Annotated in this window: 22 protein-coding genes; 6 read left to right on the top strand and 16 right to left on the bottom strand. The window is 38.5% G+C overall.

Annotated features, from left to right (window positions below; translation table 11 throughout):
* Nucleotides 1-341 precede the first annotated feature (341 nt).
* A complete protein-coding gene (locus ACQKNS_RS10125) occupies nt 342-1,511 on the top strand; it encodes a hypothetical protein (protein WP_427642561.1) in 1,170 nt (389 codons plus the stop codon).
* A gap of 436 nt (nt 1,512-1,947) precedes the next feature.
* Here the strand turns inward: ACQKNS_RS10125 and ACQKNS_RS10120 are convergent, their stop codons facing one another.
* The 7 genes from ACQKNS_RS10120 to ACQKNS_RS10090 all read right to left on the bottom strand — a co-directional run bounded on the left by ACQKNS_RS10120 (nt 1,948) and on the right by ACQKNS_RS10090 (nt 9,657).
* Nucleotides 1,948-2,355 carry a DUF1259 domain-containing protein gene (locus tag ACQKNS_RS10120; RefSeq protein ID WP_427642559.1) on the bottom strand — a complete coding sequence of 136 codons (408 nt, stop codon included), beginning with the start codon at nt 2,353-2,355 and terminating at the stop codon, nt 1,948-1,950.
* Nucleotides 2,356-2,745: 390 nt separating this feature from the next.
* On the bottom strand, nt 2,746-4,041 hold the full coding sequence (locus ACQKNS_RS10115) for a hypothetical protein (protein ID WP_427642557.1): 1,296 nt from the start codon (nt 4,039-4,041) through the stop codon (nt 2,746-2,748).
* A 199-nt stretch (nt 4,042-4,240) separates the two neighbouring features.
* Nucleotides 4,241-5,560, bottom strand: coding sequence for an argininosuccinate lyase (gene argH / locus ACQKNS_RS10110; protein ID WP_427642556.1), 1,320 nt, complete (start codon nt 5,558-5,560; stop codon nt 4,241-4,243).
* A gap of 32 nt (nt 5,561-5,592) precedes the next feature.
* Complete coding sequence (locus tag ACQKNS_RS10105; protein ID WP_427642554.1) at nt 5,593-7,158, bottom strand: APC family permease; 1,566 nt, start codon at nt 7,156-7,158, stop codon at nt 5,593-5,595.
* A gap of 555 nt (nt 7,159-7,713) precedes the next feature.
* Nucleotides 7,714-8,121: a YbaN family protein gene (locus ACQKNS_RS10100; protein WP_427642553.1), complete on the bottom strand. Its 408-nt coding sequence runs from the start codon at nt 8,119-8,121 to the stop codon at nt 7,714-7,716.
* 131 nt (nt 8,122-8,252) lie between these two features.
* Nucleotides 8,253-8,897 (bottom strand): MBL fold metallo-hydrolase, encoded by a 645-nt coding sequence (locus tag ACQKNS_RS10095; protein WP_427642552.1) that lies wholly within the window; start codon nt 8,895-8,897, stop codon nt 8,253-8,255.
* A 214-nt stretch (nt 8,898-9,111) separates the two neighbouring features.
* Nucleotides 9,112-9,657, bottom strand: coding sequence for a cupin domain-containing protein (locus tag ACQKNS_RS10090; protein ID WP_427642550.1), 546 nt, complete (start codon nt 9,655-9,657; stop codon nt 9,112-9,114).
* Between the two features lie 148 nt (nt 9,658-9,805).
* Between ACQKNS_RS10090 and ACQKNS_RS10085 the strand changes: the two genes are divergently transcribed.
* Nucleotides 9,806-11,167 (top strand): D-serine ammonia-lyase, encoded by a 1,362-nt coding sequence (locus tag ACQKNS_RS10085; protein ID WP_427642548.1) that lies wholly within the window; start codon nt 9,806-9,808, stop codon nt 11,165-11,167.
* 234 nt (nt 11,168-11,401) lie between these two features.
* Here ACQKNS_RS10085 and map read toward each other — a convergent pair whose 3' ends face one another.
* From map to azlC, 4 genes are all read right to left on the bottom strand, one after another.
* Nucleotides 11,402-12,142: a type I methionyl aminopeptidase gene (map, locus tag ACQKNS_RS10080; protein WP_427642547.1), complete on the bottom strand. Its 741-nt coding sequence runs from the start codon at nt 12,140-12,142 to the stop codon at nt 11,402-11,404.
* 234 nt (nt 12,143-12,376) lie between these two features.
* Entirely contained in the window at nt 12,377-12,826 is a 450-nt protein-coding gene (locus ACQKNS_RS10075) for a PaaI family thioesterase (protein ID WP_427644155.1), read from the bottom strand.
* A gap of 79 nt (nt 12,827-12,905) precedes the next feature.
* Nucleotides 12,906-13,238, bottom strand: coding sequence for a branched-chain amino acid transporter permease (locus tag ACQKNS_RS10070; protein ID WP_427642545.1), 333 nt, complete (start codon nt 13,236-13,238; stop codon nt 12,906-12,908).
* The gene (gene azlC, locus ACQKNS_RS10065; RefSeq protein WP_427642543.1) at nt 13,235-13,990 is read right to left on the bottom strand and encodes an azaleucine resistance protein AzlC; all 756 of its coding nucleotides are present in this window, start codon (nt 13,988-13,990) and stop codon (nt 13,235-13,237) included. The genes ACQKNS_RS10070 and azlC overlap by 4 nt, the downstream gene beginning before the upstream one ends.
* A gap of 178 nt (nt 13,991-14,168) precedes the next feature.
* Between azlC and ACQKNS_RS10060 the strand changes: the two genes are divergently transcribed.
* Entirely contained in the window at nt 14,169-15,557 is a 1,389-nt protein-coding gene (locus ACQKNS_RS10060; protein ID WP_427642541.1) for a PLP-dependent aminotransferase family protein, read from the top strand.
* 92 nt (nt 15,558-15,649) lie between these two features.
* Here the strand turns inward: ACQKNS_RS10060 and ACQKNS_RS10055 are convergent, their stop codons facing one another.
* Together ACQKNS_RS10055 and ACQKNS_RS10050 are read right to left on the bottom strand one after the other, a co-directional pair.
* A complete protein-coding gene (locus tag ACQKNS_RS10055; protein ID WP_427644153.1) occupies nt 15,650-16,336 on the bottom strand; it encodes an MBL fold metallo-hydrolase in 687 nt (228 codons plus the stop codon).
* A 123-nt stretch (nt 16,337-16,459) separates the two neighbouring features.
* Nucleotides 16,460-16,591: a DUF3953 domain-containing protein gene (locus tag ACQKNS_RS10050; RefSeq protein ID WP_427644151.1), complete on the bottom strand. Its 132-nt coding sequence runs from the start codon at nt 16,589-16,591 to the stop codon at nt 16,460-16,462.
* A 504-nt stretch (nt 16,592-17,095) separates the two neighbouring features.
* Here ACQKNS_RS10050 and ACQKNS_RS10045 point away from each other — a divergent pair.
* Entirely contained in the window at nt 17,096-18,499 is a 1,404-nt protein-coding gene (locus tag ACQKNS_RS10045; RefSeq protein WP_427642539.1) for an NCS1 family transporter, read from the top strand.
* 53 nt (nt 18,500-18,552) lie between these two features.
* Here ACQKNS_RS10045 and ACQKNS_RS10040 read toward each other — a convergent pair whose 3' ends face one another.
* Nucleotides 18,553-19,002, bottom strand: a complete 450-nt coding sequence (locus tag ACQKNS_RS10040) for an NUDIX hydrolase (protein WP_427642537.1) — start codon at nt 19,000-19,002, stop codon at nt 18,553-18,555.
* Nucleotides 19,003-19,165: 163 nt separating this feature from the next.
* Here ACQKNS_RS10040 and ACQKNS_RS10035 point away from each other — a divergent pair, with 163 nt between their 5' ends.
* Entirely contained in the window at nt 19,166-19,747 is a 582-nt protein-coding gene (locus tag ACQKNS_RS10035) for a TIGR00730 family Rossman fold protein (protein WP_427642535.1), read from the top strand.
* Nucleotides 19,748-20,029: 282 nt separating this feature from the next.
* Here the strand turns inward: ACQKNS_RS10035 and fabZ are convergent, their stop codons facing one another.
* Together fabZ and ACQKNS_RS10025 are read right to left on the bottom strand one after the other, a co-directional pair.
* Nucleotides 20,030-20,455: a 3-hydroxyacyl-ACP dehydratase FabZ gene (gene fabZ, locus ACQKNS_RS10030; RefSeq protein ID WP_427642533.1), complete on the bottom strand. Its 426-nt coding sequence runs from the start codon at nt 20,453-20,455 to the stop codon at nt 20,030-20,032.
* Nucleotides 20,456-20,594: 139 nt separating this feature from the next.
* Nucleotides 20,595-21,209 carry an undecaprenyl-diphosphatase gene (locus ACQKNS_RS10025; RefSeq protein ID WP_427642531.1) on the bottom strand — a complete coding sequence of 205 codons (615 nt, stop codon included), beginning with the start codon at nt 21,207-21,209 and terminating at the stop codon, nt 20,595-20,597.
* Between the two features lie 290 nt (nt 21,210-21,499).
* Between ACQKNS_RS10025 and ACQKNS_RS10020 the strand changes: the two genes are divergently transcribed.
* Nucleotides 21,500-22,024, top strand: a complete 525-nt coding sequence (locus ACQKNS_RS10020; RefSeq protein WP_427642529.1) for a histidine phosphatase family protein — start codon at nt 21,500-21,502, stop codon at nt 22,022-22,024.
* Nucleotides 22,025-22,078: the final 54 nt, after the last annotated feature.

Raw genomic sequence — 22,078 nt, 5'->3', positions numbered from 1 at the left:
TATTTATCTTATTTCATATTTCGGATTAGGGAACGGCAAATCATTCAAATTGATTCGATTTAGCCTCAATACAAATGTGAAACCACTTTATGAAAAACGATTGGATATTGGTTTTACAAGGTCACGGATAGCAAAACAATTTATACGGTATAAATAATTTCCCAAGATCATTAATTTTATCGGAGCGTTATGTATTTAGAAGTCTGCAAGAAAGCCCTTCAGCCTTAAACTATAGTCAGGAGCACATAATGATATGTCTACCCATGCATAGATTTATTACACAACATATTATAGAACGAGACTACTTTAAAAACATAAATTAAGAGAATGGGTAGGTGCAAATGGGAATATTAGAAGTGATAATATCCAGAGCTAATACAGCTTTGGTAATGAAAACAGGGAATGACTCAGAAGCAGCTATTGGCGGAAGTCCTTTCAAAACAATTAATGGGGCCATCGCAGCAATTAATGCAACGGGCGCAACCGGAATAACAATCTTTGTACTTCCAGGTATTTATGATGAAAAGATCATCATGCCTGCAGGGAATTCATTAAGAGGGATCAGTTCCTTGACTGTAACAATCCGCCAACAAAATGTAGGAGTAAACACAACTTTGTTAACCATGGGTGAGAATACAAGAGTAGAAGATATCTCTTTGCAGCTAACTTCATCCAATCATGTTAATTTAATTGGAGTCGCTTTCCCTGGAACGACTTCACAAACAGCTAAAATACGAACAACATCCATAAAAGTGGATAATTCTACTGCCCCGACTACAGGTACCTCCAATGTTTATGGGATTCATTCATTTGGTACAGGAAATACTTCTGACAACGTCGATGCTGTCAGATCTTCGGAAATAACAGTAAATTCAGCTGGCCTTGGTATAAAACGGGCATTGTTGGTAAATACAAATACACATAGATTCAATTGCCGTGATAGTAATCTTTTACTAACAAATGCAGGTGGAGCTGGTTCCTATATAGGCGCTGAAGTAAATCAGGCAGGAGCACAGCTTTTTATACGTGCATCGACTGTCCAAGGAGTTACAGCGGATGTCTCCCAAACAGCAGGGATTTTGAGTATCGGCACTACAAATTTGTCCAATTCGCATGCCAATAATTTGGGGTTTTCTACCGTTTTACAGCCTTCCACCATTATTTGGGGCGATCCAGGCAGCTTGCCAAAAGGAACAGTCCGTTTTTATCGGCCAGGATCAGCTTCTGTTGCAAATACGGAAATTTTCATTCGATTAAGTCAAAAATGCCTTTTGAAAGCGCTGGATGTACGAGCTGTTATTGGACCGGGAACTTCTAATACAGATACTTGGACAATTCGTAAAAACGGGGTTGATACACCCCTTACCGTTTCATTGTCAGGTTCACAAACCTCCAATATTAATAATAATGTTTCCGTTTCTTTTCAAGCAGGAGATAATCTCTCATTAAAAGTAACGACAAGTTCCGGAACCGCCGTGTCAGATACCGTTCTTCAAGTCGATGTTTTTTAGAAGATAGATAAGAAGAAAGAATGATTCCAGAAAGAGATAATCGCGGGTGCTATTTTTTCTCCTATACCGGGAATCGATTGGATGTTCTTAAATTCTTCCATTTCATTTGCCAGGGACACTATACGGTCTTCCAAACCCAAGAAGTGTCTCTGGTAAAAATGTCTGAACTTGACTCTCCCCTTTTTCCACATCCAGACCAACAACTGGATGATCCACTGTTTTTCATCCTCTGTGCAGTCCCTCTAGACCTCCATGAAGTGTCATAGCTTCGTTCGTTATACGAGATCCACTTCCCACACACCCGTACCCTAGGTTACTGAAATAATAGATTTTATTAAAAAAGGCCAGCCCAGTGAAAACTGGCTAACCTTATAATACGAACGCACCATTTAATTGCATAAGAGATTCTTTTAGCTCCTGATTAAAATTTTTCAATTTAAGCTTTTAAGACTTTGAATGCTTCCCGAACTTTCCGGGCAAATTCCAATGGTGGTTCGATTGATTCAAAATGCATATACATGGCTCTAGGATTTTCAAACAGCCAATGATTATGAACTGCCGTTACAATAATATCCCTTTCCCTTAATTCTGTTAACAATGGATTTACCTCTGCTTGAAGTAGAACTGTTTCACCTAGATTCAGTGCATTTCCTTTACTATCTATATTCTCAAAGCTGAAAAATTGAGGGTTTACTAACGGTGAATTCGTTCTCCTTCCAAGTATTTTAAATGGTATGTCTCTAAATCTTTGAACTAAACATACTCCATTCATAAAACTTGCATCACCGTCAAGAATCCTTGCAAATTCACTGCATAAATCCCTTTTCGAGTCCTTCCCCAACATATTCACTCCTTATAATAAAACCATTTGAACCTCGCAATCTGGTTTCATTGTATGCGGGCGGATTATTTAAGATTGGGCAAATGAGCGGAAATAACAAACCTAATTGGGTCTATTCGAATTCAATATGGATTGTATAAGCTAAGACACATCCTTTAATTTTATCTTTCCTTACATGTATTTATACCTGGACAGGCATTATAAAAAAGCCTATACGGTCGTCAGGTTCACATAAAAAAAATCAGGCACCCTTACTGGATGCCTTTAAATGTCGAGCTATCTCGGATTTCATTTTCTTTATAGAAGTCCTTAGGCAATATAACGGTAACATTCATTTTAAGATCTAGTTTAATGCTGCCGTTGAAAGTCTAAAAACACCAGGAAAAATGGAGGCTATTTTAAGCGATAGATTTTACTTGGTCTTCCTCGAGAAGAATAAGATTCCTCACCAATGATTTCTGCTAAATCAACATCACATAAACTTACTACAATACGCCGGGCATTACTTTCATCCCAATAGAGATGCGTTGTTAAATCTTTGATTGTAAAATCGTTCAGTTTCAATCTGTTAACTAAAGCATATAATTTATTATAATTTTTCACGCTTATTTTGGCTTTTTTTAGCTTTTCCATAAAACCCTTGTCATCTATCCGGTAAGAAAAGCGTAATTCTTCCTCTTCCCCCGCAGACTCGATCATTGTTCCATCCTCTTGCACAATGACGATGCCCTTTTCTGACTTTTCTTTTGAAAGCTGGATGGCACGCTGGGCATTTATTTCCGCTGAGTGAAGTGTTTGGCCATATCCAATCCCTACGGTTACAGTAGCATTGGATTCATTTGACAAAAGGAAGACCGTATCTTTTAAATCTTTGATTTTGGATTCAATTGTCCCACGTGTACTAAAGATAAAGTAACGGCCGTTTCCCTTCTCGACTAATGACCCCTCCAATTGTTCGCAAAATCTAAGAAGGGTTTCTTTTAATTTTATCTCTAAAAATTGTAGATGGTACGAGCTTTTAGCTTTCTCGAATATTTTCTCAAAATGTTCAATTTCAATAATTTGAACACCAATTTGGGTGTCCCTGAAGTAAAACGTTCTCGATTTTTCTGCAAGAATTCTTAATGATTGGCGAATTTCCATATCAGTTGTAGATATTCGATAGGTTGGCACTCCTGCTTCTTTCAAATTTAGATATACAGCCTCGAAACAAGTTATTGCACCTTCCGTTTTTCCGGCTTTCCATAAATCAAGATGGAATGCGATTAATTCTTCCGTGCTTGAATTAATATTGAAGTTTTTTATGTACATTTCTTTTGGAGTAATATCAATTTGTTTTAACGCCTGTTCTAAATGGGTTGTCGTTATTTCATCGATACTTACTTTACTTAAAAATTCCTTTTGAAAATAGCCCATATGCAAAAGACTTTTATAGATGCCTGATTCTGTATGATGAATATATAATAGATTTTCCCCTATTCCCACAGTGTTTTTTGCGACCATATATGAAATTTGACCAGAAAAAAACCAGACATCCACATTTTTATTGAATTCCAAAACGATTTTTTCAGTTTCTCTGAAATCTTGATATGGGTAGGCTTTAAATTCCATGATCGACTCATATTCTTTACTTAAATTAATAATGCGCTCAACGGATGAATTAGGACCAATTACCCCAATTTTATACATATTTTTCTCCTTAGTTCAAAAACTTAATTTCTTTAATCTTATCTTTAAAATGAAAGAAATTAAAGTTTAATCCTTCTTCTATTGGAAAAACATTTATCACAGGGCATTGTACCTTTTGATTTTTTAAAAAATATAAAGAGCCATTAGCATAGATTGCACTTATCTCTATGCTATAGCTCTTCAATTGGAAAAAACGAATTTATTTTAGTAAGTTCACCTTAATGCCTTTATTTAATATATTTTGATAATCAATAAAGTCATATAAGTCCCCTTCAATAATTGGATTTAAGCTATTCAATTCATCCAGGGTCAACTCTTCTATTGCTTTATTATGATCTTCACAATAAATGACGATTGAACCAACGATACTGTGGGCATCCCTGAACGCAACCCCTTTGCTTACTAAGTAATCAGCCACCTCTGTTGCATTGAGAAAACCATATTTTACAGCTTTTTTCATATTTTCAGCATTCACCTTCATGGTAGAAATCATTTTGGACATGATTTCCAGACATGACAAAACCGTATCCAATGCATCAAAAAATGGTTCTTTATCTTCCTGCATATCTTTATTATAAGCCAATGGCAGCCCTTTCATCGTTGTTAAAAGTGAAGTAAGAGAACCATATACTCTTCCTGTTTTTCCTCTTATTAGCTCTGCTGCATCAGGATTTTTCTTTTGAGGCATAATACTGCTCCCTGTAGAATATGCATCATCAATAGTAATAAATTTAAACTCTTGACTGCTCCATAAAATCAGTTCTTCACTTAATCTGCTTAAATGCATCATGATGATCGAAAAACTGGACATTAACTCCAAAAGGTAATCTCTATCACTAACACCATCAAGGAAATTGTTTACTGGTTTTGAAAATCCCAACTCCTCCGCTGTCATTTCCCGGTCTATGACATGAGTCGTCCCTGCCAATGCTCCACAGCCCAGTGGACTTTCGTTCAAAATTTCAATTGCATTAAGCACTCTTTTCCGGTCCCTATCCAGCATATTAAAGTAGGCCATTAAATGGTGCTTAAGAGTGACTACTTGCGCTCGTTGCAAATGGGTGTATCCGGGCATAATCACATTATTTGCTTTTGCCTTTTCTTCCAAGTTATTTTGAAGTTCTTCAATATACTCGATCACTTCCAAAGCCTTATTTTTAGCGTAAAGCCGGATATCTAAAGCAACTTGATCATTTCGACTTCTTGCTGTATGGAGTTTTTTTGCCGTTTCCCCTATCCGTTCCGTTAATGTCGCTTCAACAAAACTATGGATATCTTCATAATCCCCTTCGATCACTAATGTCCCGCTCTCGATATCTTCCAATATAGAAAGAAGGGACTTTATAATCCTTTCTCCTTCTTCCTTCGTAAGCAATTCACATTTCACAAGCATATTTACATGTGCAATACTCCCTTTAATATCTTCAGAATAAAGCCTCATATCAACATGAAGTGAACTATTGAAGTCCTCCATTAATTTATTTTCTTCTTTTCTAAAACGTCCGCCCCAAAGCTTCATAACCATTTCTCCTTTTGTAAAATGAGTTGCATTTAATCGTTATCCATATCCAGCAATTCTTGTACATTCCCCTTTTTCCTCATGTACCAGACTCCGTTATAAACAGCAAAATAGTAAAAAATGAATCCAATTATGGCCACGATGTAGGACATAAATGGCTCTGGAATAATACCCTTGCCACCAAAATTCCCGATTGACGAAATCCCAACGAGCATCAGAATATAAATGACAAGATAGATCCCGCCAATGATTTCCATCGATTTATGTTTATTGATAAAATGAGTAATCAAATATCCAACAATTCCAATTGCCAATCCCCAAATGGCAAGTTGAACCCTGCTCCAATTTGTCCAATAAATAAGGAGAGTCGCAAATACAAAGGCTAAAGGAGCAATAAAATTCATGCCTGGGATACCGTTGTCTTTTGTCAAACCAACCTTACGAAACACCATTACCGTGACACATGCTGAGGCGTATTTAAAGATCCCGATCGCTCCAACGATGGCTACAATTGCAGTCCAACTCTTTAAAGGGAACAAGAAAAGCAGCCCAATGAGGAAGTTGAGCGTGAGTGCACGTGTCGGCACTCCAAATCTTTTATTAATAGTTCCGAAATAAGAAGGAATGAATCCACTCTTCGCCATTCCAAAAACATGTCTTGAAGTTCCAGCTGTATAAGCAAGCGCCGACCCAGTCGGGGAAATCATGGCGTCCGCTGTAATGGTCCAGGACAGCCAAACCATATTCGCCATAAGTGCTAAATTCGCAAATGGAGAGTCAAATTTAATTCCACTCCAACCATTAGCCAGCATTTCGGGCGGTACGGCCCCTATAAAAACGATTTGAAGCAAAACATATAAAACGGCTGAGACTGACAGCGATGTGATAAGGGCAAGCGGAATATTCCGTCTTGGATTTACCACCTCGCCGCTCATCATTACCACATTCCCGAATCCTGTATAGGCAAAGAATATACCACTGGTTAAGATTGCGCTTAATCCTGCGCCATATCCATTAGGGGCAAACCCATGACTTGTATAATTCTCTTCATGAAAACCTGTCATAAAAAAAGCAACGATGGTCAGGACAGGCACCAAAAATTTAATCGTGGTAATTATGGTGTTCGTGACAGCAAATAATTTCACTCCAAAATAGTTCACCACTACAAAGAACACCATTAAGACAGTCGATGCCAGAATTCCAGTTGTCGTCAGTTGCTCCTTGGATATATCATACAGGCCTGGCCAGAACTCATTAGCGTATTGAATAACTCCCGATGATTCAACGGGTGCAGTGGCACAGTATCCAAGCCAAATCGAATAACTAGTCACTGTAGCAAGCAATTTCCCATGGGAATAAAGGGGATAGCGGCCCAACCCACCCGTTTCTGGTCTTACCCTTGCTAATTCAGCATAAACAAGAGCGATTAGAGTAATGACGAATGCAGCGATAATCCAAGACATAATAGCAGCTGGACCAGCCATTTTTGCCGTATTCCATGGTCCAAAAAGCCAACTTGATCCAATAATTCCTCCAAGAGATAATGCAGTGAGTGACCAAAAGCCCATTTTCTTTTTCAAATATCGTTCTTGATTCATGAAATTCCCTCTCTCTTAATGGGGTATATTATTATTTGCAAACATGGATAGCTTAGTACTTTACTAATCATTGACTCCTTTCAAATTTTTTCAAGGTAATACTTCGAGAAGCTAATTTCACCTAACGCCTGGGACAAATCCCCAAAAACAACCAGGACATATTAGCTAAACCCGGAAGGATTAATTCCAATTGTTTATTTTAAGGTTAAAAAAACGTAATTACCTTAAATTGATTTTATTTGAACCGTTTACATTTTGCAATACTATTTTTTGAAAATTCACAACACACACAACAAAGGAATTCATTCACTCATTTAAGATAGGCATGATCCGCTTCATGCGGGCCCATACCCCCAAACAAAAAAGGTTTTTTTTGCAAAGTTCGGGGGAGTTATGGATTTTTAACTTGATGGTTATGCGGCAAGAGCTGATCAAGGGGCCTTCTTATCCAAAGTACATTGATTTTCTTACTCCCCTGCCCCGTTAGTTCCATAGGAAAAAGGAGCTGCCGAAGCAGCTCCCTTGTTGAAGAGTAAGGACCCGTTATTTGAAGGTTCAAAAAGCGCTTTGTTTTGTATTGTTCGGTTCGATTGTCTTAATTTTTTTAATGAAATAATAATGTTTATAGAGGGCGAGCGCTATCAACAAGATTTTCACTAATAGGATGTCCACATAAAATACAGAAATTACGATGAAGAAATCGGCTATTAAATTTATTCTGATTTTCTCTTTTCGAGTCATGCCTTTTTTTTGCAGGAATGCTTCAACATATTTTTCATATAACGAGGTGCGTTTGAACCAGTTCTCAATCGACTTGGAACTTTTAGCAAAGCAAAAAGCAGCAAATAAGTAAAACGGACCGCCCGGAAGAACTGGTAACACTGTCCCCGCAATACCAATCAAAAGAGATATGGACCCAAGAAGAAAAAATAGGATACTTTTTACTTTTTTAATTGTAATCACCTTTTTATTTATATTCTATCCCCTTATACCCTAAAGAGGAAGTCTAATTGATTCAACTCCATTAATTAGTATCTTCCCTATTTCTTTTTGCACGAACCTGCCCCGTTATATAAACAGGTTTTCTTATCCATTCATTCATATAGCATAGTTACGACCCCAGCATAGTCTGACAAGTTTTCTTTGGAAATATCCAATGTCCCAACTTCGGTTATTCGCTGTCCGGAAATCTGAAGAAACTTATCTACCTTTGAAAACATCAGGCCAACAACCGGCAATGCCTTTGTTCTATAGTGCATGGGAATGGTAATAGTAGATTTCAATTGCCCCATCACTTGAGTGGCTTCCAGTGCATTAATCGTGAATGTACCACCTACAGGAATGATGAGAATATCCACTTTCCCAATTTCATTTACTTGTTCTTCTGATAGTAGATGCCCTAAATCTCCACAGTGACAGATGGTTAGACCGTCCATATGGAAACGATATAAAATATTGGGACCTCTCTTCTCGCCATTCATCTTGTCGTGAAATGTCTTGAATCCACTAATTCTTACATCTTCGCGGATGTATTCCTTTGGCTCATTAACAAGCAAATAATCACCTGTTGCAGCTTCAATTTTATTGTGATCGAAATGATTATGTGTAACGGCAACTATATCGGCTTCAACGCTCGGCATACGATAACGGATGAAGCGATGATATGGATCAATAAGAACCCTGGTTCCACTTTCGGATGTTAACAAAAAGGCAGAATGTCCAAACCATTTTATTTTCATACTAAAAATCTCCCCACTATGCAAATGATTCAACAAGATTAAAATCAAGCAACTTTTAAGGAACCCCAGACCTGCAGTTCAATATTTATTCCATTCATTATAATTCCAATATTCATTAAATAGTCCTTATACACCTGAATTGCCCCTTTAATTCCATAAGAAAAGCGATCCTCATTAAAGAATCGCGTCCAATTGTGAAAGAAAAATATTTTCATTAAAATGCAGGCGGGGTAACGGAAAATAAAACGGCTGCGTTCTGACTAAAATTATTTTCCCATTTATGTTTGAAATTTGCTGGTATTTTCACACTGTCACCAGCTTCCAATATATATTCCTCTTCACCTAAATACAGCTTGATTTTCCCTTCCAAAATAAATGCTACTTCCTCCCCCTTATGTTCTATAGGGCTTTCTGACGAGGAAATATTCGGAGGAACTTTCATAATCGCTGTTGCCAAATTCCCCGTAAAATCAGGTGACAATAACTCATAAGACAATTGATCAATGATCATTTTCTTACGTTTATCGGACCTTACGATTAAATCCTCCGTAATCGTTTCTTCAATAAAAAAATTAAATGTTGGAACATTCAGGGTTTTGGCTAAAACCTTTAAGGTTTGAATAGAAGGATTCGCCAAACCCCGTTCAATTTGGCTTAACATGGATGGTGTAATTTCAGCTAATTTCGCTAACTCTCTACTACTCAATCCTTTAACTTTTCTATATTTTTCAACTTTCTTGCCAATATCTATATTTTCCATACCCGTTACTCCTTAACGACATATTAAACCATACTTAAATAAAATTAATATAAATTAACAACGAGATGATTGTGTGTTAAACTGTATTAAATTTTATTTAATTATAATTCACCAAACAATTTGTTACAAGAAAATGAGGAGGGTCCCAATGAAAGAGATGGAAAGCAAAGAATTACAATCATGGAAAGACAAATACCCTTTATTAAAGAAGCTCATTTCGACGGATGAAGTATTTTGGCTCAATCCAAATGCCGAAAAATTTCAAACCGGAATTAAAAAATCCCCCCTTACTCAAGAAGATGTTAGAGATGCAGAGGAAAGGTTGAAACGTTTCGCTCCATATATCGCCAAGGTTTTCCCTGAAACAAAAGGAACGAACGGTATCATAGAGTCTCCTTTAGTGAGAATTTCTGCCATGAAACAATCCTTGGAACAGGATCATCAACAACCTATATTAGGAGAATTATTACTAAAATGTGATAGTCATCTTCCTATATCAGGATCCATTAAAGCAAGAGGCGGGATTTATGAAATTCTCAAACATGCGGAAGAATTAGCTTTCCAACATCAATTGTTAACCATTCAAGATGATTATTCGATTTTAGATAGTGATAGGTTCCGGACCCTTTTCTCAAAGTATTCAATCGCAGTAGGCTCGACTGGAAATTTAGGACTTAGTATCGGCATCATCAGTGCAAAGTTAGGTTTTAATGTTTCCGTTCATATGTCAGCCGATGCAAAACAGTGGAAAAAAGACTTGCTTAGAAGCAAAAATGTCAATGTCATTGAATATGAAGCTGATTATAGTAAAGCTGTAGAGGAAGGCCGAATCCAAGCGGATAGTGACCCAACCTGTTATTTTGTGGATGATGAAAATTCTCACGACTTATTTTTAGGATATGCAGTGGCTGCATCCCGTTTAAAGAAACAATTGGAAGAACTAGAGATAACAGTAGATGAAAATCATCCTTTGTTTGTTTACCTTCCATGTGGAGTGGGCGGCGGTCCAGGAGGCGTAGCTTTTGGGTTGAAATTATTGTATCAAGACCATATTCACTGTTTCTTTGCAGAACCTACCCACTCGCCATGCATGCTACTCGGATTAATGACCGGACTCCATGATAAAGTTTCTGTACAAGATGTTGGCATCGATAATGTGACAGACGCGGATGGGCTTGCTGTTGGAAGGCCATCTGGCTTTGTCGGTAAAACGATGGAACCCTTTTTAAGCGGCAATTATACGGTTAGCGATGAACAGTTATATAAATGGCTAAAAGAACTGGTTGATACAGAGGGGATTCATTTAGAACCTTCCGCACTAGCAGGCATGATAGGACCAAGTAAATTATGCAATGAGGGCATCGATTATTTACTGAAGCATGATTTAACGGAAAAGATGAGTAATGGTACACACATTATTTGGGGGACTGGCGGAAGCATGGTTCCTGAAGAAATGATGAAGCAATATTATCAAAAAGGGTTGAAATTAGCGTTAGAGAAACAGAAGTAGTACGTGGATATAAAATAAAATACTGAAATCAAATGGAATTCTATCTACCTGTTAAAACAAAGTTGATTGGAATGGAAGGTTCGTGACTCCTGCGGGGAAAGTGCGTACCCTACGTTCCAATCAACGTTCGAATTTTCCTAAAAAAACTATTCTGTAGACTGCAGGAATGCTGCCCTGCATAAGAAAAAGAGTTGCTAAAGCAACTCCCTTAACGTTCACCGATCGAAAATTGAATTAAAGTGTGACAATAATCGGACCATTTTTAGTAAGGATAATCGTATGTTCCAATTGAGCTACATAGCTTTTTTCTGTAGCATAGGTCCAACCGTCTTCTTTTTGGAATACTTCTTCTTCAAAGGTTGAGATGAATGGTTCGAATGCGATAACCATCCCTTCCTTTAATAGTTCATTATCCCATGGATCATTATAATTACAAATATGGTCGGGTGCTTCGTGTATTCCACGTCCAACACCATGTCCTGTAAGGTTTTTGATAACAGTGAATCCATGCTGTCTCGCTGTTTCGAATACTGCTTTTCCGATTCTGCTTTTTTTGGAACCAGGTTTTGCTTTCTTAAGACCTGCTTCAAATGCCTTTTTAGTAACGTCGCATAATCTCGTTAATACTTCTTCTCCCTCCCCTACTACAAATGAGATTCCTGTATCTGCGAAATAACCGTTCTTTGAAGCAGATACATCTATATTCACTAGATCGCCTTCACGAATAACCCGTTGACCCGGAATACCATGTGCCACTTCTTCATTCGTACTAATGCAAGTAAAGCCCGGAAAATCATATTCACCTTTTGGAGCTGAAACTGCCCCCGCCTTTTCTAAAAGTTCTCCAGCTGCATCATCAAGTTCTTTGGTCGTTATCCCCGGAACTGTTCTTTGCACCAATTCATCTCTAATCGAAGCAACAATTTTGCCAATTTCCTTTAAACCATTAAAATCTTCTTCTGTTTTTGCAATCATTTTTTCCTACCTCATTATCTTTTATAATCTATAATCCTTAAGCTAAATAAGTATTAATTGTACCTTTATTTTCTCGAAAAATAAAAGCGATGTAAAGGATTTGGTACAATACCCCTTTTTTTACAAAGTCACTAGTAGTTTACCATAACAAATTCCAGGAACGTTCAAATATATTATAGCCCCATAAGAAAAAGCTGTCTTGAGGACAGCTTTGAACACTAACTATCAAACTGCTTAATCTTGTTCATCAAGTTCAATAAAATAATGATCCTTACGGTATGACACTGCCTCCATGGTCGCAATCAGGTTTTCCCCATGAAAGACGTCTATTCGATAAAATCCTGTCCGATAGTTTCGCTTAATTTCCGTTGCACGGGCTACTATCTTGTCTCCGGGTTTAGCTGATTCAATAAACTGGATGGTTGTCGAGAGTCCTAATGATGTTTTGCCATAGGCATTACAGGCTACGGAAAAAGCATGATCTGCTATAGCATAAATAACCGCACCGTGAACAGTTCCATATGCATTTACCATATGCCTTTGCACTTCTAACGTCGCTTCTGCAGTACCTGCCTCGAATTTGGTTAACTGGATACCTAACGATTTAGCATACGGGTCGTTTTTCACTTGCTCATGAATTTGTTCATAGTGTTTTTCATAAATTTGATATTCATCAATTTTCATCTTCACTATTACCTGCCCCTTCCAATACAATTGATATCAGTAACTTTGACGTGAATTGGCTTTGCTGATTATTATCCATTTAAAAAACCAATTGAACCAGCATCATGTAGACAATCGTCCCCCCCGCTATGGAGAGAAGCATCATTTTCTTCCAAATGTGAAGCAGGGCAACTACCGCTATCGCCATGAATTCAGGGATGCCGTGACTTCCGGATTGTAAGCTCACATCCTTTAAACAGTAAATGACCAAAAGCCCAATTACAGCGGATGGCAGTATTTTACCGAGATACTGTACATACTTCGGGGTAGGTTTACCTGATGGGAAAACGATGAATGGAAGAAACCTTGTAAGCATCGTGCCAAGAACAACCATTGCTATTGTAATGATTTGCTGTGTTAAAGTCATTGTCATATCGTTCTCACCTCAACTTTCTCTAATGGCTTCCTTAATAAGGTGAGCACCCCCAAAATTGAAAACATGGCAGGGATGATGAAATTGCTTCCGCCAAAAATAATAAGACAGACCACTGACAGCCCAAGCCCTGCGAGAGCACTATGATGGTTTTTCTCTTTCATCCACTGTTCAATGAAAATGACTACAAAAAGCGCCGTCATTACAAAATCGAGTCCTTCTGTGTTGAATTTGACAAGGGATCCAAAAATGCCCCCAATCGCCGCTCCTATCACCCAATAGGAATGATTGAGCAATGTGACGAAGAACATGAACCAGCCTTTGTCTGCATCTTTCGGAACATCAACGGTACAATTGATGGAAAAAGACTCATCGCAAAGCCCAAAAATCAGATACAGCTTTTTTTTCCCTGTTCCCCTGTATTTATCCAGCATGGAAATGCCATAAAATAAATGCCGTGCATTCACCATTAAAGTTAGAAAAAGGGCGTTAATCGGATTGAATGCGACAAGCAATAAATTGGCTGCAATAAACTCCATTGATCCTGCAAATATTGTTAGACTCATCAATATTGGGTAAATCGCACTGAAACCCAATGAATTCATAAAGATTCCATAAGCGATGCCTAAAAATAAAAAGCCTGCAAAAATGGGTACTGTGTACGGAAAGGCTGCACGAAATGCAGTTAGCATTTGCGTTCTTTTTTTCATATATTTCACATCCTGATGGCTAAATTTATTTAAACTTAACATACAAAATCCGTACAAAAAACAAGTTAATTGTATGGATTACAATTAAAATAAAATAACCCCCATTTCATCAAAATGGGGGGTACCAATAGATATTCATGAAATAAATCATCTCGTTCATGATTAGAATTCCATACAAAAAATGTTATGATTGTATGGACTAAGATTGCAGAGGTGAAGTATGCCAGTAAATTCATTCGACAATTATCCAATGTCCTGGAAACCTGATAAGAAAGCATTAAAGCGTCCTTTTTATAAATCTCTTGCATCATTACTTGAACAAGATATAACAAATGGTTTTTTAGCACCTGGCACAAAGCTGCCTCCGCAACGAGAATTGGCAGATTTTCTTGATTTGAACTTCACCACGATTACCCGTTCCTACAAAATATGCGAGGTAAAGGGATTAATATATGCCGTTACGGGAAGCGGAACCTTTGTGGCTCCCAATGCCACTCGTTCTATAACCATCTCCGCGGATAAAACGGCAAACAGCATTGATCTTGGTTTTGTGGCTTCTTTTGAGCAGACCAATGATATTGTATCGGAAACCATTCAAAAAACCGTGAACAAAAGTTATTTGGAGCAGCTGCTGAATTACAACGATCCGACTGGTATTCCACATCAAAAAACAGCAGCCCTAAATTGGATGGAATCTTTCGGCATTCACGCGGATCAAGAGCATATGGCAATCGTTTCCGGTGCCCAAAATGCATTGGCAATTGCCTTGGCTGCATTGTTTGAGCCTGGTAATAGAATTGCGACCGACTTATACACCTATTCAAACTTCATCGAGTTGGCAAAGATGTTCCATATTAAGTTAGTGCCCATTCCCGGAGACCAGTCCGGAATGCTGCCAGATGAACTTGAAAAGCAGTGTTCCCAAATAAATATTAACGGCATTTTTCTGATGCCCTCTTGCAACAATCCAACCACAATCATGATGTCAGATATCCGAAAGCAAGAAATAGCAGCGGTCATCCGTAAGCATCGTTTAATTTTGATCGAGGATGATATCCATGCATTTCTGACGGCAGGCATTATCTCCGATTACCGGCAGCCTATGTACCGCTTGCTCCCAGAACAGTGCGTTTATATTTGCGGCACCTCTAAGTCAATATGTTCTGGGTTAAGGGTTGCCTATATGGTCTATGGGGATGCATTGCGCGAGAAAATTTCCCAGGCCATTTTCAACATAAATGTAAAGACCTCTTCTTTTGATGCAGAGGTTATCACAGAGCTTATCCTATCCGGAAAGGCTCATGAAATTGTTTCTCAAAAGAAACAGCTTGCAAAGACAGCAAATGACATTTATTCGGAATATTTTCCTTTAAGACAGGATGTTGGACATCCTCTCAGTCTTTATCGTTGGCTTCCCATTCAAGGACATAACGATGCATTACAGCTGGAAACGGATCTGAAAAGGCGCGGTATTCGAGTCTTTCATTCCAATCGTTTTCAAAGCGGGCAGACCACCCCTGATATGCACCTGCGTATTGCACTATCTTCGACCAACTCATTTGATGAGCTAAAAATTGGATTAGACATATTGAAACAGTATCTCAACTGACTCAAACCGAGCCTCACCAAAGGCAAGCGCCGAGGAGGTTTCCTGACCGCCCGCGGAAAGCGAGTGCCTGGAGTGGAAATCAAATTGTATCCTCATGAAGGGAATGTCCCACCATGATAACAATAGTAATGTTCAGCTTTAAGATCTTTAATCTTCTTTAAAGACTGTTCTGCTTCCTCGACATTTAAACAAAATTGTGGATTGGCAATGCCCAATTCACGATTCTCTTTTACAGCGGCATCACCCGTTATTACACTATTCAAACTTGGAAAATATAATGATATATGCCCTGAAGTATGCCCCGGTGTTGCTACTACCCTGCATTCATCATCTAAAATCAAATCACCATCATGCACCTTTTCATCAATGGAAACATGCTTCAATTTCTTTAATTGCTGTATGAACCATTTACCGAATTCGATTTCTTGATTCGGCATATTTTCTAGCATTCCTTCGGCTTGAACCAATCTCTCCGACTTCATGTCACCACTAATAAATTTCGATTCCACTTCACTGGCTATAATGTTAATCAAAGGATACTTTTCCTTGAAATCAAATAAGGAACCTATATGATCAATATCATAATGGGTAATGATTATATTCTTTAAATTCTTCAATTCATAACCATTCTTTAAAATTTCATATTCAATTAAAGGTAAAAAATCAGGATACCCTGTATCGACCAAAGTCAGTTCATTCTTCCTTATGATCAAGCTAGGATTAATGTAGTTTTTTTGACCATTGAATTCAAATTCAATGGGCAGTTCCACGATCTTCATTTCCACATCCAACCTCCCATTTATACATTCATCAACTATTAATTTTAACAAAATCTCCCTTTAATTGCGTAACAAAAAGGGTGATTCACTGACTTAATTATTGAAGTAAAGCACCTGTTCGTTCTAAACGAAACCCTGTATGGAAACAAAGAAAAGGAACAATGAGACAACAACGCACCCCAAAAATCCTCCTTTTCTACCTTTTTGAAATTCGGCTAATCCCGTTACTAACATAAGTGCGCCCAAGAACAACATAGAATACGGCATCAACTTGAAATTCCCAGTAATTAATTGATAGATTGATAATGCAAGTACGATTATGACTAAGATGAGTTTAATTATTTTCAAAAATATTCCCCTTAAGTACTATTTTTTATTTAAGCATACCAGTTAACACCTCTTGATTGTGCAGAAAATGGAGATTCCTTCAATCACCAACCCACTTTTCTGCAATATAAAGCCGACTGGCTTTAATAAAACTCTTATTAGGGGGATTACTTAACAACTGTTTTACTGAATAACTACATGTATGGTTCCAAAAAAATTTCTAATTAATCCTACTATAAATAACGCGGAGAGAGAGAAATATATCCCTCTCCTTTTTGTTATTCCTTTAGTTAAAAAGTACAAAATAAAATCTGAAATTTCACACTTCTTCTAATGATTCCTGAATATGAAACCTGTATACTTTTCCCATGTTAGTTTTTATAACACCGTTAGATATATCATATAACATTATGAATGGGAGTTGAGTGTAAATTGTCTACATATCTAGAAAGTCAAACTTTAGAAGAGGCGGAGTTCCACAATAATGCGGATTTGGATGAATCCCTGAAGCCGAGGTCAAAAGAAGATAGGACGGTTGGCCCGATATCCTATACATTTATGTGGATCGGGGACGGCGTCAATTTAGGAAATATGACACTGGGGGCCAGCTTGGTCGTAGCGGGAACCGCAACGTTGAACATCATTCAGACATTTGCCGCAGCTGCCATTGCCATCGCCATCATTTCCGTGATTTTCGCTTTAAATGACAGGATTGGATATAGGACAGGCATTCCCTATGTTGTTCAGCTCAGAATGTCTTTCGGGATGAAAGGCTCCATCATATCATCACTTTTACGCGGAATTCCGGCCATCATCTGGTACGGTTTTCAAAGTTGGATCGGCGGCACCGCTTTAAATGAAATCGTGAAGGTCATTACGGGTGGTGCTTTTGATAATGCCGTCATTTGCTTTATCGCGATTCAATTGTTGCAAATTGCACTTTCGCTGTATGGCTTCCATGCCATCAAATGGGTGGAAATGCTTGCATCCATCGTTATCATGCTTGCGCTAGTCTATGTATTTGGCATTCTTCTTACATCACATAGCGAGATCATCGCGGAAAAATGGGTGCACGCTGAAGGCTCATGGGGCTTGCCGTTCTTTGCTTTCATCATGATGTTTTTAGGAAATTATGCGGCTATCTTTTTAAGCGCAGGAGACTATTCAAGAGAGCTTAAGTCTGGCATAAGTGATGCAAAACGGGGGTTTCTGTACTTTTCGCCCATTTTACTGGCATACGGCTTCGTACTGACAATCGGTGTAATGCTCGCTTCCGCTACCGGCATTTCCAATCCCGTTAAGGCGTTTGCCATTGTGGTGGATAATCCTTATATCACGGTAGGTGTTTCTGCATTTATCGTTATAGGTGCAATTGCGGTAAATATGGTTGCCAATATTATTCCGCCGACATATGTCATTACTTTGCTTACAAAGTTGAAATATAAGGTTGCCGTTATCATAACCGGAATTCTTGCTTTTTGCTCATTCCCTTGGGTGCTTGTGCAGGATTCTTCCGCGAAGGGCCTTGGAGTGTTCATTCTGGTTTACTCCGCGTTTTTAGGTCCGATCGTTTCGATATTATTAGTCGAATATTATATATTAAGAAAACAAAAAATGAATGTCGCCGATTTGTACAGAGAAGACGGGCCATTCGCAGGATATAATCCATGCGCGCTGCTCGCCATGCTTATCGGCGCCGGCGCTGCCTTTATAAAAGTAGAGCTGGCCTGGATCATCGGCGTCGTCGTGGCAGGCATTGCCTATATTGTTCTGATGAAGTTCACTTTTAAGGGTTCAAGATTCAAAAAGGGTACGATCTTCGAGAACGAACTTTAATAGATCGAAAGGGATACTAGGCAGGCAGTATCCCTTTTTAAGTAAGGCTGGTTTCAAGAAATATATGTCTGGCCATCTTTGTAAGTGAATGCATGGTTTCCTTCCTTTTTCAATAAAACCGGCAAATACTGCGCGACCATCTCGGCAATTCCAAGATTAAGCGGATGAAGGATCCAATCAATGGACTTCCAATCAAGAATGCCTTCCCGCGTTTTTTTCGGTGTTTCATATATTAAATCCTCATCCACCATATACAAATACACATATATTCCATCCAATTCACCATCTGGAGTTTCCCAGGTTACCGTTCCTTTAGAAAAAAAGGGCCCTACCTCTATGCCCGTTTCCTCAAACACCTCACGCCGTGCACCTATATCAGGCGTTTCACCTTTCTCGATTTTGCCCCCCACCCCGTTCCAAACCCCCATAATAGGAGCTTTCTCCCGGTTAAGCATGAGCAGTTCATCATTCCTCTTTACAAAACAAACCGTATACGTAAACATGATTCAAAGTGACCCCTTTATCATTAATTAACCACATGGCCGTGTGCTGTTTTACTCGTGAATTCACGCTATTTACCCGTGAGTCAGTTAATTCAAGTTTAACAAATCTTCATGAATTTTGTATGATAAGAAAGGAAGATTACTAAATGGGAGATGTGATATTTTGAAAAGTCTAGCTGTATTTTGTGGATCAAGCAAAGGTGCATCTGCTGTCTATGTAGAAGAGGCTAAAAAACTGGGTGCGGAACTGGCAAAACGTAATATTACCCTTGTCTACGGAGGCTCAAGCGTAGGACTCATGGGTGCAGTTGCAGACTCCGTTCTGGAAGCAGGCGGAAATGTAATTGGAGTCATGCCGGATTTTCTAGAAAAAAAGGAAATCGCACATAAGAACTTAACCGAACTGATCGTCGTGGAATCCATGCATGAAAGAAAAGCAAAAATGGCTGAGCTTGCAGATGGGTTCGTCGCCTTGCCAGGCGGGCCAGGAACATTGGAAGAATTCTTTGAGATTTTCACTTGGGCTCAGCTTGGTCTTCATCAAAAACCTTGCGGACTCTTAAATATCAATCACTATTATGATCCTTTGGTCGCTTTATTCAATCATATGGCCGACGAACAGTTCCTGCATGAAAAATTCCGTTCCATGGCGCTCGTAGATGTTGAACCAAATGGACTTCTTGATCAATTGAATACATATGAACCGCCAACTGTAAAAACTTTCATCACCGAAAAACAAACCTGATCATAAAAACAACCGGCCAAGATCAATCATGATCTTGGCCGGTTGTGTTAAACCGCTGCACAGGGTTCATTGAATATCAGGTTTAAATAATCTCCATGCCCTTCAATAAGCTGCACTTCATGTTCGGATGAAATCCAGCAGAAATGGAATGTCAGCCCCTCTTCATCTCCTCCACCCGTCGGCTGATGACCCCATTCATCAGGAACATGATATACACGTGTTTGATAAAAATATCTATTATGTACGGCACCAGGCTTTTTTTACGTTGTTGCATATGATAGATCAATCACCAAAAGCAAATATGAGCTCTGTCTCGCATACAGTTTCTCCATCGACAACAGCCCTTCCTTTTCCTTTACCGATAGGACCTTTCAAGCGAGTAATCTCTACTTCTAAACGTAATTGGTCCCCAGGCCTTACCTGCTTTTTAAAACGGCATCCATCGATTCCAGCCAAAAGCCCGATCCGTCCTTTATTTTCTTCTTTTGTAAGCATAACAACAGCACTAACCTGCGCTAAAGCCTCCACGATCAAAACACCTGGCATCACTGGGTAATTTGGAAAGTGCCCAGTAAAAAACTCTTCATTTGCCGTGACATTTTTAATGGCCACCGCCCTCTTTCCTTCCTCCAATTCCAGTACTCTATCAACTAAAAGAAATGGATAGCGATGCCTGATTATGTCTTTGATTTCTTGGATATCAATCAATATTAATTCCCCCATTTCAATGGTTTGCTTTCACTTCATTTTACCATCCAATATCATCATTGGGTATTTTTGTATATACCACAACGCACTTCGTTCAACCAAAAAGCTGCCTAAGCAACCCTGTTTTTTTTGATTCCACTTACAAATCCTTTGCTTTTCTTTCCTTCGATTTAGTTAACGGGGATAGAATCATTTGTTCATACTTCTCATAACTCCCTAATAATTTATGAATCAAGCTTATTTTAGGAACAACATGGTAAACCGCCAAGCTTGAAATGGTGCTCAGGACAGCTCCTGCCAGCACATCCGCCGGAAAGTGGACACCTACCCAAATACGGGAAATGCCAACCAGGAAAGCCAGCATGATCCATAACATCCACCATCCTCTTTTGAAAAGCCAAAAGGACACACAAAACGAGAAAAACAAAATGGTATGGTCACTTGGAAATGAATTATCCACCGCTTTTTCGATTAACTTATTAACATGGGTCAATTCAGCAAATGGCTGATTGTTCGAATGCAATTGCCCTGCCATTTTCCCCATCATTTCAGCTATTACAAATGCAATCATCCCGCAAACAACCATCATTCTGCTCTGTTCATTCCGGGTGAACCATATTACGATGACAGCTAAAGCGAAGAAAAAAACCATGTACTCGGCAATGAAAATGGCAGAAGGGTTTAAATAAGCGTATTGTTTCCCTAAGTCATTGATCATTCTAAATACATTGATATTCAGCTCATAAAAATCCATCTTTCATACCCAACCTTCCTCTTTTTCTTACATATTAAAGAGAAAGGTTGTAAATCTCCATCGTTCTTCCTAACAATCAACTCCATTATCTTACATTTTTGTCACGTGGTTGTAATGCTGGTTCAAGACCCTTCACTCAGCTTCATGGAGTGTGGAAGTTTACTTGTCAAAAGCATACGATCTAATAAACTTTAATGGAGAAATAACTATTAGCTCCATTCTTTTAAAGGTTTTATGAAAGTTGAATAGAATTATTAATTGGGATAAATAAACAATATAGAGGTGATATCTTGCAGATACTCATAATTCGGCATGGTGAGTCAGAAGACGATTTTCTAGAAGAAGATTATGAAGGAACTACTGATTTACCCCTAACTATAAAAGGGCTAGAACAAGTAGAAAAAATGTGCAGACGTGTATCCGAAGAGTTTCCACCTGAATTCATATGGTCAAGCACCTTGCTTCGGGCTAGTAAAACTGCCGAAACTTTATCAACTGCTATTAAATGTCCCGTAACATTCTTGGAAGATTTACGAGAGATGCAGGATAAGGAAAATAATTTAGATTTTAGATTACGAGCTCAAAGTGTACTTTCTTACATTAGGGAAAACAGTGCAAATTATAAACGAATTGCTATCATATCCCATGGAGGGATGATTACTAAAATAATTGAAAGCTTTCTTCAATTACCACCCGCAATTGATGATGTGTGGTTCAATTCTCATAATACAGGAATACATCTTCTTGAGTATACGGATCATCCATACAAACTTATAAGATTTTTAAATAGTACTACGCATCTGGAACATAGCTAACGATCAGGGCTGCCTCAAGGCAGTCTTTCTAAGGCTGACACTCATTAAAAAAAT

This window comes from Peribacillus sp. NPDC094092 (assembly GCF_050279365.1).
Classification (GTDB): Bacteria; Bacillota; Bacilli; order Bacillales; family DSM-1321; genus Peribacillus.
Note: the sequence above shows the minus strand (reverse complement) of the source record. Positions and strands in the feature narration are given on the sequence as shown.